Source organism: Rhodospirillales bacterium, assembly GCA_018666775.1.
Lineage (GTDB): Bacteria > Pseudomonadota > Alphaproteobacteria > SMXQ01 > SMXQ01 > JABIXC01.
Genome location: JABIXC010000010.1, coordinates 168,444 through 181,364, shown reverse-complemented (window position 1 = coordinate 181,364; position 12,921 = coordinate 168,444). Strand labels below are relative to the sequence as shown.

Sequence of the window (12,921 nt, the reverse complement as noted above, 5' to 3'; positions counted from 1 at the left end):
TCCGCGGATCTAGTATTCAATTTAAGCAACAAATTAAGCCCGGGCCGCTCAGGCTCTGGTCAGACCCGGTTTTATCCGACTATAAAGGGAAATGAGCGGCCCAGAATCCCCAAAACCTGAGAATGTCCCCGGCACCATTCCCAAACGGGCCCATTTACGGCCCTCAGGGGATGCTAATTTCCATTTGGTAAGCGATTTTAGCCCAACCGGCGACCAACCCAAAGCCATTCAGGAACTGACCGAAGGGCTGCATCAGGGCACCCGCAATCAGGTTTTGTTGGGTGTCACCGGGTCAGGCAAGACCTTTACCATGGCCCATTGCATTGCCAACCTGAAACGCCCTGCCCTGATCCTCGCCCCCAACAAAACGCTGGCGGCGCAGCTTTATGGTGAAATGAAGGGCTTTTTCCCTGATAACGCCGTCGAATATTTTGTCTCCTATTACGATTACTACCAACCCGAAGCCTATGTGGCGCGGTCCGACACCTATATCGAAAAAGACGCCTCCATCAATGAAGAAATCGACCGCATGCGCCATGCGGCAACACGCTCCATGCTGGAACGCCGCGATGTCATCATTGTCGCCTCCGTGTCTTGCATCTATGGCATTGGTGCCGTCGAAGATTATTCATCCATGACGATAAAAATAGAAAAGGGCCAACAGATTGAACGCGCAGACCTGCTGCGGTCCTTGGTAGAACGGCAATATCGGCGCAATGACGGGGCCTTCCTGCGGGGTGATTTCCGGGCCCGGGGCGACAGTGTCGAAATCTTCCCGGCCCATCTGGAAGATCGCGCATGGCGGCTCAGCCTATTTGGCAATGATGTAGAAAGCATCACGGAATTTGACCCCCTGACCGGGGAAAAGGCGGCCAGCCTTGATCGCATCACCGTCTATCCCAATTCCCATTACGTCACCCCGCGCCCCACCATTGATCAAGCAGCAAAGGGCATCAAGGTTGAGCTGAAGGCGCGCCTGATCCAGTTGCGGGCGGAAGGTAAATTGTTGGAAGCCCAACGTCTGGAAGAACGCACCACCTTTGATCTGGAAATGATGGAAGCCACCGGGCACTGTTCAGGCATCGAGAATTACTCCCGCTATCTGACCGGTCGTAAACCCGGCGAACCGCCGCCGACCTTGTTCGAATATCTGTCCGAAGATTCCACATTGTTTGTCGATGAAAGCCACGTCACCGTGCCCCAACTGGGCGGCATGTACCGGGGCGATTTTAACCGCAAATCCACGCTGGCCGACTTTGGGTTTCGCCTGCCATCATGCATCGACAACCGCCCCTTGAAATTCGAAGAATGGGATGAAATGCGGCCAGACACCGTGTTTCTTTCCGCAACCCCCAGACCATGGGAGCTGGAACAGACCCACGGGGTCTTCACCGAACAGGTGATCCGGCCCACGGGTCTGGTGGACCCGCCCTGCATTATCCGCCCGGTGGAAACCCAGGTGGATGATCTTTTGGGGGAATGCAAGGCATTGGCCGCCAATGGCCAGCGCGCATTGGTGACCACGCTGACCAAGAAAATGGCCGAAGACCTGACTGAATACATGCACGATGCGGGCGTGCGCGTGCGCTACCTGCATTCCGATATCGACACTCTGGAACGGATCGAGATCATCCGTGACCTGCGCCTTGGGGCCTTTGATGTATTGATCGGCATCAACCTGTTGCGCGAAGGGTTAGATATTCCGGAATGCGCATTGGTGGCGATTTTGGATGCCGACAAGGAAGGCTTCCTGCGTTCCCAGACATCCCTGATCCAGACCATTGGCCGGGCGGCGCGCAATGTTGATGGACGGGTGATTCTCTATGCCGACACCATGACCGGGTCGATCACCGGGGCCATCGAAGAAACCGATCGACGCCGGAAAATTCAGGTCGCCTATAACAAAGCCAACGGCATTACGCCGGAAAGTGTGCGCAAAGGAATTGGCGATGTTCTGCAAACGGTGTTTGAACAAGATTACGTGAATGTCGATACCGGTGCCGATGCCGTCCATTTGACCGGCCATAACCTGCGCAAGGTCATTGAAGACATGGAAGCCCGCATGCAAAAATCCGCAGCAGATTTGGAATTTGAAGAAGCCGCCCGTTTGCGCGATGAAATCCGCAGGCTTTCGGCCCATGAACTGGGTACCGACCTGGGGGCCGCCTTAAGACGCCCCCAAGCGAGAAAAACCAGCAAAAAAGGTGGCAAAAAGCCCGATGGCCGCGCCAAGACCGGCCAGCCCCAAGGCGGGGGCGCCTGATCAATCACGGCCGCGCCTGACAGATAGCCCACGGAGCTGGCCCCCGGCCCCACGTTGCGGTTTCCCCTGCTCCGTGTTAGACGAAAGCCCTCAAACAACAGGCCCAAATACAGGGAAATATAATGACGACAGTTTTTGAAATTATTGGCGGCTTTATTCTTTTACTTTTCGGGGCGGAATATCTGGTGCGCGGCGCAGTGTCCCTTGCGACGCGTCTAAAGGTATCGCCCATGATCATCGGCATGACCATTGTCGCCTATGGCACAACGGCACCGGAACTGGTGGTCAGCCTTGAAGGCGCGCTGATCGGCCAACCGGGCATTTCTGTCGGCAATGTGATCGGATCAAACATTGCCAATATCTTGCTGATTTTGGGAACATCGGCCCTGATTTTTCCCATAAATTGTAATCCCCGCGCGCTCTACCGCGATGGCTCAGTCATGTTGGGGTCGGCCTTTCTGTTTGTCGGTCTGGCTCTGGAAGGCACCATCAACCGGGTTCAGGGCATCTTGATGATCGGTGCGTTGGTGACCTATTCAATCTATGCCTTTTGGACCGAACGCAAGCAGCACCGGGTGGCCAGCGCCAATGGCGATGTCATCGCCCAGGAAGCTGAAGAATTTTCCGAAGGACCAAAATCAACCTGGCTGGCAATCATATCCGTGGTTGGCGGCATTGCCGCCGTGGTGTTCGGGGCACGGCTTCTGGTTGCCGGTGCTGTCACCACAGCGCGGGAATTTGGCGTTGGCGAAGAAGTCATTGGCCTGACCATGGTTGCCATCGGCACATCCCTGCCGGAACTGGCCACCGCCGTGGTTGCTGCATATCGCAAACATTCTGATGTCGCCATTGGCAATATCATTGGGGCCAATATTTACAACTTGCTGGCCATCATGGGGGTGGTTTCCATCGTCACGCCCTTAAAAGTGCCGCCGCAAATTCTTAAATTCGATCTTTGGTTCATGCTGGGGGTGACCATTGTCTTGCTGGCATCAATTACCCTTAAGCGCGGTATATCGCGACCCGTAGCCATTGGCTTTCTGGGAACCTATGCTGCCTATACAGCGTTACAGTTTTATGGGGTTGAATCCCTGCCCTTTTGATCCCGCCATAAAATTACAAAGATGATGATGAAGCCATGACCGCACCTGAACCCGTTTCAAATAAAGGCTGCGCAATTGTGACCGGGGGCGGGCGGCGCATTGGGCGTGCCATTGCGATTGCTTTGGGCGGTGCTGGATATTCGGTTTGCGTGCATTACAACCAATCTGGCAAAGATGCCGAAACTGTCGCGTCGGAAATTCAGGCCAATGGCGGCAAGGCCATGGCCATGCAGGCCGATCTCAGCCAAGAGGATCAAACCCAAACGCTGGTATCACGCACGCAAGATGCCCTTGGGCCGGTCACCACATTGATCAACAACGCATCCCTGTTTGAACGTGATGAGGTTGATACGGTCAACCGGACAAGCTGGGACGGGCATATGGAAACCAATTTGCGCGCCCCCTTTGTGCTCTCTCAGGCGTTCGCAGCCGGGCTAGGAGAGGGCCTGGAAGGCAACATCATCAATCTTCTGGACCAGAGGGTGAAAAACCTGACACCGCATTTTGTGTCCTACACCCTATCGAAATCGGGGTTATGGACCCTGACCCGAACCTTGGCCCTGGCGCTGGCCCCGAACATCCGGGTCAACGCCATCGCACCCGGCCCGGTACTGCCCAGCACCCGCCAGAATACTGCCCAGTTTGAGGCCCAAGCCCAGGCAACCCCGCTGGGACGCGCCGTGGCACCTGAAGAAATTGCCCATGGTGTTCTTTTTCTGCTTGCCGCGCGCTCTATTACCGGGCAAATGATATCCCTCGATTCGGGCCAACACCTGCATTGGTCAGCACCAGGCCCCGCACCGGAAACGGAATAACAAAACCCATGTCCCAAGATTCCAAAATTTCCACGATCCAGCCCCTGCGTCCCTTCCACGCACCGACCCACGCAGCTGAAAGCACAGGGGACCAGCAGCGCCTGCGCCGGGTCTTTATCCGTGACCTTATGGCATCGTGCTCTCTCGGGATTCACGCCCATGAAAAGCAAAGCCCGCAGCGCGTCTGCATTAACATCGATGTTGCCGTGCTCGATGATGGCCCACCGCCTGCGGATGAAATTGTCCATGTTGTCTGTTATGAAGACATTGCCCATGGCATACGGGCCATTCTGGGGGGGCCACATATCAACTTGGTGGAAACCCTCGCCGAAAAAATTGCGGGTTTTTGTCTCGAAGATGAACGCGCCGTTTCAGCGCTGGTCCGGGTGGAAAAGCTCGATGTTTTTGAAGATGCCACCAGTGCTGGTGTCGAAATCGAACGATTTCGCAAAACCGATTAATCAATCGAACGATTTCGCAAAACCGATTAATCACAAGAACAGAGGCAAAAAGCCGCAAATAGACGCAAAAAGGGACAAAAAAGACCCCATTGGGCCCAATGCATGCGCTTTGCCACACCCCTGAGACCTCTAAATGTCACTTAAGTTGTACACAGGGAAAAAACCTCCGGTTTAGAATCCTTGCAATCATGCACAAAAATTATTCTTAACAGAGTGTTAATCGTTGACTTTTGATTTCGCATTTAATTTCAATAGGTTATTAATTATGCCTAAATTTTAGGCAATCCGGTGTCCTGCCAGTGTCTTCTAGGGGTGGGTATTTTACACAAGCCTTTGCCCACAGACTTATACACAGAATCGGTGGATAGAAATTTAAGACCCCCCCCTCGAAAACCATAGCCTCAAATGGAATTTTCGCTAACAATTCCAGAGCTTACCCAAGGTCCTTATTGTTGACGCATCACTGTCAGGAACGACAATCGCCATCATGGCAAAAAAAACACAGATCAAAGCAGCGGCCAAAGCAACAGCCAAAGCATCCAAATCACCCCTTACCGGGGCGGCCCTGATCAGTGCCGAACTGGCCACCATGCCAACCCGGCCCGGTGTTTATCGAATGGAAAATGCCAAGGGCGATGTTTTATATGTGGGCAAGGCGAAGAACCTGAAAAAACGCGTCATGGCCTATGCCCATCCTGAACGTCTTGGTGCCCGCATGGGCCGTGTGGTTGGGGCAACGGTACGCCTTGAAATTGTCACCACCCATACAGAAGCCGAAGCCTTGCTTTTGGAAAGCAATCTGATCAAGCGTCTGAAGCCGCGCTATAACGTGTTGCTGCGCGACGATAAAACGTTTCCCCATATCACCATCACCACCGACCACCCGTGGCCCCGCATCACCAAACACCGCGGCGCCCAGAAAAAAACCGGGGAATATTTTGGCCCCTTTGCTTCTGCCGGGGCCGTGAACGCAACGCTGGCCCAGCTGGGCCGGGCCTTTCCGTTGCGCTCATGCTCCGATAACACCTTTGAAAGCCGCACCCGGCCTTGCCTGCAATTCCAGATCAAACGATGTACAGCCCCTTGTGTCGGGCGCATAGAAAGCGATGATTACCTTGCTCTGGTGGAACAGGTTCGCGCCTTCCTGAAAGGCCAAAGCCGGGGCATTCAAGATCAATTGGGCAAACAGATGCAGGCGGCCAGCGATGCACAGGATTATGAAACCGCCGCCGTATATCGCGACCGCATTCAGGCGCTGACCCGCATCCAGAGCCACCAGGACATCAACCTTAAGGGCCTTGGTGATGGCGATGTGATCGCGCTCCACAGCAATGGCGAGGCCTGCGCCATACAGGTTTTCTTCTTTCGTTCCGGCCAGAATTTTGGCAACCGGGCCTATTTCCCGAGCTTTCCGTCCAAGACCAGTGATGCCGATATTCTTGAAAGTTTCATTGGCCAGTTCTATGCCCGCCACATGCCCCCGCCGCTGGTGATGCTGAGCCACCCCATCCCCAACACCCAATTGGTCACCGATGCCCTGAAAATCAGGGCCGAACGCAAGGTGACCCTCACGGTGCCCAAACGGGGCGCACGCCGAAGTGCTATGGAACATGCCACCAACAATGCCGAAGCGGCACTGGCACGGCGGCTGGCTGAAAATGCCTCCCAACGCAAACTGATGGAAGATGTTGCCCAAACCTTTGGGCTGGCTGATGCGCCGAAGCGCATTGAAATTTATGACAACAGCCATATTTCCGGGACCAACGCTGTTGGTGCCATGGTTGTTGCAGGCGCGGAAGGCTTCATCAAATCTGCATACCGGAAATTCAACATCAAAAATCCTGACGGTGATATGGCGCCGGGCGATGATTACGCCATGCTGCGCGAAGTGTTGAACCGGCGGTTCTCCCGCGCCCTTCGCGAAGATGCCCGCCAAACCGATGGCCAATGGCCCGACATGGTCTTGATTGATGGCGGCCCGGGCCAGATGAGCATCGCGCGTGACGTGTTTGCCGATCTTGGCATCAATGATGTGGCACTTGTCACCATTGCCAAAGGACCGGACCGGAATGCCGGCCGTGAACGGTTTTTTGTTCCAAATAAAGAGCCGTTTTCTTTGCCTGATCGGTCTCCTGTGCTTTACTTTCTGCAACGCCTGCGCGATGAGGCACACCGATTTGCCATCGGCACCCAACGCGCAAAACGGACCAAAGCCACCATCCGTTCTGAACTGGACAAGATTTCCGGCATTGGGGCATCCCGCAAACGGGCACTGCTCCAGCATTTTGGGGCCGTCAATGCCGTCGGTGAGGCAGGCGTTGAAGATTTAGGCAAAGTAGAAGGGATTTCCACCACCGTTGCACGCCGTATCTATGACCACTTCCACGGCGAGCCATAGAGCGTTAAACTCCCCATCACCGGAACACTGAGAATCCAACCAATAACCATCAAGAAAACTTTCTGAGCCATGCTGACCACCTTGCCCAATTTTTTAACCTTGTCGCGGATTGCCGTCATCCCGCTTTTGATCGGCGCTTTCTTTCTCGACAAGCCCACCGCCCATTGGGTGGCAGCAGGGTTGTTTGCGGCCGCGTCGCTCACAGATTTTATGGATGGCTATCTGGCACGCTCATGGGATCAGGTCACCCGCCTTGGGCAGTTTCTTGACCCTGTCGCAGATAAAATCATGGTCGCAGTGGCCCTGTTCATGATGGTTGCAACAGAATGGATGTCGGGTTGGCTGATCATGCCCGCACTGGTTATTTTAGTGCGCGAAATTTTGGTCTCCGGGCTCCGGGAATTTCTGGCCGAAATTAATGTCGGCCTGCCTGTGGGACAATTGGCCAAATGGAAAACAGCCCTGCAAATGACGGCCATCTCTTTATTGCTGCTTGGCGAAGCCGCACCACCGGCCCTTGGCACGCAAATAGTCGGTGCGTGGGGATTGTGGATTGCCGCCATCCTGACGCTGGTGACAGGGTATGACTACCTGCGGGCCGGGCTTTCCCACATGACTGAAGACAGTGACGAGCCGGGAAATAAATCATGAAAATTCTCTATTTTGCATGGTTGAGAACCACCATTGGCTGTGCCGAAGAAACCGTCACGCCGCCTTTGGAAATAAATACTGCAGGCGCCCTTGTTGCGTGGCTTAAGGACATCGATGCCAAACATGGCGATGCTTTATCAAGACCGGAACTGGTCCGGATCGCTGTTAATCAGGAATTCGCCACCCCGGACACCCCGGTCTCCATGAATGATGAAATTGGGCTATTCCCGCCGGTCACCGGCGGATAGCCGAAAGAGGCAACCATGATCCGGGTTCAAAAAGAACATTTCGACGTCAGCACCGAACTGGCCGCCATGACCCAGGGGCGCACAGACATTGGCGGCTTGGGCATTTTTGTCGGCTTGGTGCGGGATTTTGTTCCCAACGATGATGCGGGCACCAGCGCCATTCGCGCCATGACCCTGGAACATTACCCCGGCATGACGGAAAAAATGCTGACGGAAATTGAACAAGACGCCCATCGACGGTGGAATTTAGACGCAACGCTGATCATCCACCGCTATGGCACTTTGGACCCGGGCGAAGAAATCGTCATGGTTGCTTGTGCGGCGGCGCACCGAGGCGATGCGCTTGAATCCTGCACCTTCCTGATTGATTGGCTTAAAACCAAAGCACCCTTCTGGAAATGCGAAGACACAGAAGACGGTGAAAAATGGGTATCTGCGCGCGACAGCGACACAGAGGCCGCGAAGCGTTGGGAAGAAGACTAGTCAGATTCTGGATCAGGCGGCAGAAACAGCCGTGGTCGTGTTTGTCCGCACCAGCTTGTCGTAATCTTCTATCAAACCCCGGGTGATCTCACCAACCACGAAACTGTGTTCGTCAATCTCGCTCACGGGGGTGACCTCTGCTGCGGTGCCGGTCAGGAACACCTCATCGGTATGGGCCAATTCTTCAGGTTTAATCTGGCGTTCCACCACATCAATCCCACGATCACGGGCAAGGGTGATCACCGTGCGCCGGGTAATGCCATCCAGAAAGCAATCGGGCACAGGGGTGTGCAGTTTGCCGTCTTGAACCAGGAAAATATTGGCCCCTGTTGATTCGGCAATCAACCCCCGATAATCCAGCATCAAGGCATCATGATAGCCCTTGGCCTCGGCATCGTGTTTGGAAAGGGTGCAGATCATGTACAGGCCCGCAGCCTTGGCATCTGTTGGTGCCGTATCTGGGGCTGGGCGACGCCACGATGCCAGTGTCAAACGAATGCCCTTAAGGCGATCTTCGGGATTGAAATAGCTTGGCCATTCCCAGGCGGCAACCGCCACATGGATGGTCGTCTTCTGGGCTGAAACCGCCATCATCTCACTGCCGCGCCACGCGACAGGTCGAACATAGCCGTCTTTGATACCCTGGGTTTCTACGGTTTGTTCGCAGGCCGCGTTGATGGCATCAATGGTATAGGGGATTTCAAAGCCCAAGATTTCAGCGGAATGAAACAGGCGTTCCGTATGCTCACCCAATTTGAAAATTTTACCGCCATACACCCGCTCACCCTCAAAAACACAGGAAGCGTAATGCAGTCCATGGCTCAAAACATGAAGCCGGGATTCGCGCCACGGCACCAAATCGCCATCGGACCAGACGACCCCGTCACGATCATCGAAGGGAATTAACGTCATGAACCAATGCTTTCAAAGAGTTACGCAAAGTTAGAAGAATGTTGCGTTGACTAGCATTTGATATCATATATGTCAATATGGCTGACTTAAAATCAGGTTTCAATCCGCTGTTCCTGCGCGAAGAAGATCTTCGCGAAGGCATGGAACTTTTGTTTTTCGCCTACCGTGATTTTCTGGCGGAAGCGGACGAGGTTCTTGCACGCCACAAACTAGGCCGTGCCCACCACCGGTCCCTTTATTTCATCGGTCGCCATGCCGGAATATCGGTATCAGAACTTCTCAAACTTCTGCGCATCACCAAACAAAGCCTATCGCGGGTGTTAGGCGATTTGGCCGCCATGGAACTGATCGATCAGGCACCGGGGTTGCGGGATCGCCGGCGGCGTCACCTGTCGCTGACACCAAAAGGCATGGAGATTGAACGCGCGTTGACCGAAAGCCAGCGCGCCTGCCTTGCCCGAGCCTATCGCCAGGTCGGCGCAGAAGCCGTGGATGGATTTCGCAAAGTGCTGCTTGGGGTCATTGGCGAAGATGATCGCCGCATTTTCAATGCCAATGCCACCGATCAATCAGACACACCCGATCCTCATGCCAATCCGGGCGCGGCCCGCTTGCGCCCCGAAAGAGACTGAACCGCCTATGCCAATGACACCGAATGACATAATTGGCGATGAAACCGGGCAGGCCCATATCCTGATCGTTGACGATGACCGGCGCCTGCGCGAATTGCTGCACCGCTATCTTTCCGAGAATGGCTTTCGCGTCACCGAGGCCCAGGACACGACACAGGCCCGCGCCCGCATGCAGGGGCTGGATTTTGATCTTCTTGTGCTCGACGTCATGATGCCGGGAGAAAGCGGACTTGATTTTGCATCCGATCTACGACGAACCAACGCCGTGCCCATTCTCATGTTGACCGCCATGGGGGAAACCGAAGACCGCATCAATGGGTTGGAGCGGGGCGTGGATGATTACCTTTCCAAACCGTTTGAACCCCGGGAACTGGTCTTGCGCATCCGCCGCATTCTGTCCCGCGCAGTGGCAAAGCCACCCCCCAGCCGCACGCTTTCTTTTGGGGACTGTCAATTCGACCTCAATCGTCAGGAATTAACGCGGGATGGAACGCTGATCCGCCTGACCACCACTGAAGCCAGCCTGCTGAATGCCCTGGCACGCAGTGCAGATGTTGCCCTGTCCCGCGAAACCCTGTCGCGCATGAGTGGCGAGACGGGCAGCGATCGCGCCATTGATGTTCAGGTAACCAGACTTCGGCGCAAGATTGAAGTTGACCCCAAAATGCCCCGCTACCTATGCACTGTGCGGGGCAAGGGCTATATCTTGAGGCCTGATTAACATGCGCGCCCTTTTCCACCCCACCCGCTTCATCAAACGGCTTTTGCCCAAGACCCTGCTGGGACGGTCGCTTTTAATCATCGTCTCCCCCTTGATCTTGCTGCAAATATTTTCTGCCTGGGTATTTTTTGAACGCCACTGGGATACCGTTGCACTGCGCCTTGCCCGTGGGCTTTCGGGCGATATTGCCGCTACCATTGATCTGGCCCGTCAGTCTCCGGGGACAAAAAACCACAAGGCGACCTTCGAATTTGCCCGGGTCCACTGGAACATCCATGTGACGTTTAAAGAAGGTGAAATCCTTCGCAATGTTGCCCCCGTGGCGGCACCCAATAATCTGGAGCGCATTCTCCGTCATGCGCTGACCGATCGTATCCACCTGCCAATGGTGATCGATTCACGATCAAAGGACCGCGACGTCTTTATTAATATTCAGGCACCCGATGGCGTCTTTCACATCATTGCGCCGCGCAAACGGCTGTTTACGTCTACGACGTATTTGTTTCTGGCCCTGATGGCAGGGTCTTCGCTTATTTTATTCGCTGTGGCCATGCTGTTTATGCGCAATCAGATCAGACCCATACGGCGGCTGGCGGCGGCTGCCGATACCCTTGGCAAGGGGGGGGATATTCCCATTTTCAGAATTCAGGGCGCCGTAGAAGTGCGACAAGCCGCGGCGGCATTTAATCGGATGCGCGACCGCCTGCAACGCCAGATCGGCCAGCGCACCGAAATGCTCGCAGGCGTTTCCCACGACCTGCGAACACCATTGACGCGCATGAAGCTTCAGATCGCCATGATGAACAATCCAGAAACCGAAGCGCTTAAGGGCGACGTAACGGAAATGGAACAAATGGTTGAAGGGTATCTGGCCTTTGCCAGGGGCGAAGGCAATGAACCCATGGCCGCAACCGATCTTACCGGGCTTTTGAAAACAATTGTCCGCGATGCCACCCGCAGTGGCGCGAACATCGATTTCACATGTGACGAAGCACTAACCCTGTCCGTCCGACGCGATGCCATCCGACGCTGCATTTCCAATCTGGTTTCCAATGCCGCCAAATATGGCGACCAAGTGAGCCTGAGCGCCGCACGCAAAAAGGACAAAATAGAAATCAACGTTGATGATAATGGCCCGGGCATACCCACAGATTTGCACGAAACCGTATTTCGCGCCTTTTCGCGTCTAGATCAATCGCGCAATACAGAAACCGGTGGTGTCGGGCTGGGCCTGACCATTGCCAAGGATATCGCACACACCCATGGTGGGGAAATCCAGCTTGGGGAATCCCCGATGGGTGGATTGCGGGCAAGTTTATATTTGCCCGTCTAGCGCACCGAACAGATTAAACCAAAATTTCTGAATTATTTGGCCAATTCAATGGAACGTTTTTTGGCCGCCGCAACGGCGCGGATCATCAGAGATTGAAGCCCATCATCGGCCATCAAGACCGCCAGGGCAGCGGCAGTGGTGCCGCCAGGGCTGGTAACCTGAACCCTGAGATCGCCTGCGGGCTCTTCTGATTGCAGCGCCAATTCCCCCGCACCGGCCACCGTGGCCCGTGCCAATTGATCGGCCAAATCTGGTGCCAGACCTGCTTTTTCGCCTGCCGCTGCCAGACATTCAATCATATAAAACACATAAGCCGGGCCAGAACCCGATAGGGCCGTGACCGCATCCATCAGGGATTCATCGGCCAACCAGACCACATCCCCAACGGCCGCCATCAATCGCTGGCATAACGCCTTACCGGCATCCTTCACCGACGGGGTCCCGTAAAGGGCCGTAATGCCGCGCCCAATCTGGGCCGGCGTATTGGGCATGGCCCGGACAATGGCCGCATCCGCGCCAAGTAAGCCTTCGAAATAACCCGCAGGCTTGCCCGCAGCGATAGAGAACATGATGCTTCCCCCAGCCGCAAACGGCGCATAAACGGGCACAACCACATCCATGATTTGGGGTTTCACTGCGAATAGGACAAGTGCCGGCGGGGCGGGAGGTGATTTGGAAAGAATTTCATCGGGGCTGTCAAAAACATCTACCCCCATTGCTGCGATTTCCTGGGCTGCGGCTTCATTGGGCTCAATGACCGTGATGTCCCCAGATTGGGCGACGCCACCAGATATCCAGCGATGCAAAAGCGCACCCCCCATGCGGCCACAACCAACCAGAAGCAGTTTTTCACCCACAGACATTTCCTTCAGTTTAATTTTTCAATCAGGCCACGCCTGGA

13 protein-coding genes are annotated in these 12,921 nt (G+C 54.9%); 11 read left to right on the top strand and 2 right to left on the bottom strand.

Translation table 11 applies throughout. The features are described from left to right. The first annotated feature begins 91 nt into the window (after nucleotides 1-91). The 8 genes from uvrB to HOJ08_05995 all read left to right on the top strand — a co-directional run bounded on the left by uvrB (nucleotide 92) and on the right by HOJ08_05995 (nucleotide 8,422). Nucleotides 92-2,263 carry an excinuclease ABC subunit UvrB gene (gene uvrB, locus HOJ08_06030; protein MBT5672992.1) on the top strand — a complete coding sequence of 724 codons (2,172 nt, stop codon included), beginning with the start codon at nucleotides 92-94 and terminating at the stop codon, nucleotides 2,261-2,263. 122 nt (nucleotides 2,264-2,385) lie between these two features. Next, the gene (locus tag HOJ08_06025; protein MBT5672991.1) at nucleotides 2,386-3,366 is read left to right on the top strand and encodes a calcium/sodium antiporter; all 981 of its coding nucleotides are present in this window, start codon (nucleotides 2,386-2,388) and stop codon (nucleotides 3,364-3,366) included. Between the two features lie 35 nt (nucleotides 3,367-3,401). Then, nucleotides 3,402-4,181, top strand: coding sequence for an SDR family oxidoreductase (locus HOJ08_06020; GenBank protein MBT5672990.1), 780 nt, complete (start codon nucleotides 3,402-3,404; stop codon nucleotides 4,179-4,181). A gap of 8 nt (nucleotides 4,182-4,189) precedes the next feature. After that, on the top strand, nucleotides 4,190-4,642 hold the full coding sequence (locus tag HOJ08_06015) for a dihydroneopterin aldolase (protein ID MBT5672989.1): 453 nt from the start codon (nucleotides 4,190-4,192) through the stop codon (nucleotides 4,640-4,642). A gap of 487 nt (nucleotides 4,643-5,129) precedes the next feature. Continuing rightward, nucleotides 5,130-7,040, top strand: a complete 1,911-nt coding sequence (uvrC, locus tag HOJ08_06010; protein ID MBT5672988.1) for an excinuclease ABC subunit UvrC — start codon at nucleotides 5,130-5,132, stop codon at nucleotides 7,038-7,040. A 69-nt stretch (nucleotides 7,041-7,109) separates the two neighbouring features. Beyond that, nucleotides 7,110-7,691, top strand: coding sequence for a CDP-diacylglycerol--glycerol-3-phosphate 3-phosphatidyltransferase (gene pgsA, locus HOJ08_06005; GenBank protein ID MBT5672987.1), 582 nt, complete (start codon nucleotides 7,110-7,112; stop codon nucleotides 7,689-7,691). Continuing rightward, nucleotides 7,688-7,939, top strand: a complete 252-nt coding sequence (gene moaD / locus HOJ08_06000; GenBank protein MBT5672986.1) for a molybdopterin converting factor subunit 1 — start codon at nucleotides 7,688-7,690, stop codon at nucleotides 7,937-7,939. The genes pgsA and moaD overlap by 4 nt, the downstream gene beginning before the upstream one ends. A 15-nt stretch (nucleotides 7,940-7,954) precedes the next feature. Continuing rightward, nucleotides 7,955-8,422 (top strand): molybdenum cofactor biosynthesis protein MoaE, encoded by a 468-nt coding sequence (locus HOJ08_05995; GenBank protein ID MBT5672985.1) that lies wholly within the window; start codon nucleotides 7,955-7,957, stop codon nucleotides 8,420-8,422. Between the two features lie 12 nt (nucleotides 8,423-8,434). Here HOJ08_05995 and HOJ08_05990 read toward each other — a convergent pair whose 3' ends face one another. After that, the gene (locus HOJ08_05990) at nucleotides 8,435-9,334 is read right to left on the bottom strand and encodes a branched-chain amino acid aminotransferase (protein MBT5672984.1); all 900 of its coding nucleotides are present in this window, start codon (nucleotides 9,332-9,334) and stop codon (nucleotides 8,435-8,437) included. A 77-nt stretch (nucleotides 9,335-9,411) separates the two neighbouring features. Here HOJ08_05990 and HOJ08_05985 point away from each other — a divergent pair, with 77 nt between their 5' ends. From HOJ08_05985 to HOJ08_05975, 3 genes are read left to right on the top strand one after another with little or no spacing between them, the layout of a single operon-like run. Continuing rightward, a complete protein-coding gene (locus HOJ08_05985) occupies nucleotides 9,412-9,966 on the top strand; it encodes a MarR family transcriptional regulator (GenBank protein ID MBT5672983.1) in 555 nt (184 codons plus the stop codon). Between the two features lie 13 nt (nucleotides 9,967-9,979). Beyond that, nucleotides 9,980-10,687, top strand: a complete 708-nt coding sequence (locus HOJ08_05980) for a response regulator (GenBank protein ID MBT5672982.1) — start codon at nucleotides 9,980-9,982, stop codon at nucleotides 10,685-10,687. 1 nt (nucleotide 10,688) lies between these two features. After that, nucleotides 10,689-12,020 carry a HAMP domain-containing protein gene (locus HOJ08_05975; GenBank protein ID MBT5672981.1) on the top strand — a complete coding sequence of 444 codons (1,332 nt, stop codon included), beginning with the start codon at nucleotides 10,689-10,691 and terminating at the stop codon, nucleotides 12,018-12,020. 32 nt (nucleotides 12,021-12,052) lie between these two features. Here HOJ08_05975 and HOJ08_05970 read toward each other — a convergent pair whose 3' ends face one another. Continuing rightward, a complete protein-coding gene (locus HOJ08_05970; GenBank protein ID MBT5672980.1) occupies nucleotides 12,053-12,883 on the bottom strand; it encodes a pyrroline-5-carboxylate reductase in 831 nt (276 codons plus the stop codon). Nucleotides 12,884-12,921: the final 38 nt, after the last annotated feature.

Bases quoted from the DNA above. Each gene is read 5' to 3' on its own strand.
- uvrB (MBT5672992.1), top strand. From the start codon at position 92: ATGAGCGGCCCAGAATCCCCAAAACCTGAGAATGTCCCCGGCACCATT.
- HOJ08_06025 (MBT5672991.1), top strand. From the start codon at position 2,386: ATGACGACAGTTTTTGAAATTATTGGCGGCTTTATTCTTTTACTTTTC.
- HOJ08_06020 (MBT5672990.1), top strand. From the start codon at position 3,402: ATGACCGCACCTGAACCCGTTTCAAATAAAGGCTGCGCAATTGTGACC.
- HOJ08_06015 (MBT5672989.1), top strand. From the start codon at position 4,190: ATGTCCCAAGATTCCAAAATTTCCACGATCCAGCCCCTGCGTCCCTTC.
- uvrC (MBT5672988.1), top strand. From the start codon at position 5,130: ATGGCAAAAAAAACACAGATCAAAGCAGCGGCCAAAGCAACAGCCAAA.
- pgsA (MBT5672987.1), top strand. From the start codon at position 7,110: ATGCTGACCACCTTGCCCAATTTTTTAACCTTGTCGCGGATTGCCGTC.
- moaD (MBT5672986.1), top strand. From the start codon at position 7,688: ATGAAAATTCTCTATTTTGCATGGTTGAGAACCACCATTGGCTGTGCC.
- HOJ08_05995 (MBT5672985.1), top strand. From the start codon at position 7,955: ATGATCCGGGTTCAAAAAGAACATTTCGACGTCAGCACCGAACTGGCC.
- HOJ08_05990 (MBT5672984.1), bottom strand. From the start codon at position 9,334: ATGACGTTAATTCCCTTCGATGATCGTGACGGGGTCGTCTGGTCCGAT.
- HOJ08_05985 (MBT5672983.1), top strand. From the start codon at position 9,412: ATGGCTGACTTAAAATCAGGTTTCAATCCGCTGTTCCTGCGCGAAGAA.
- HOJ08_05980 (MBT5672982.1), top strand. From the start codon at position 9,980: ATGACACCGAATGACATAATTGGCGATGAAACCGGGCAGGCCCATATC.
- HOJ08_05975 (MBT5672981.1), top strand. From the start codon at position 10,689: ATGCGCGCCCTTTTCCACCCCACCCGCTTCATCAAACGGCTTTTGCCC.
- HOJ08_05970 (MBT5672980.1), bottom strand. From the start codon at position 12,883: ATGTCTGTGGGTGAAAAACTGCTTCTGGTTGGTTGTGGCCGCATGGGG.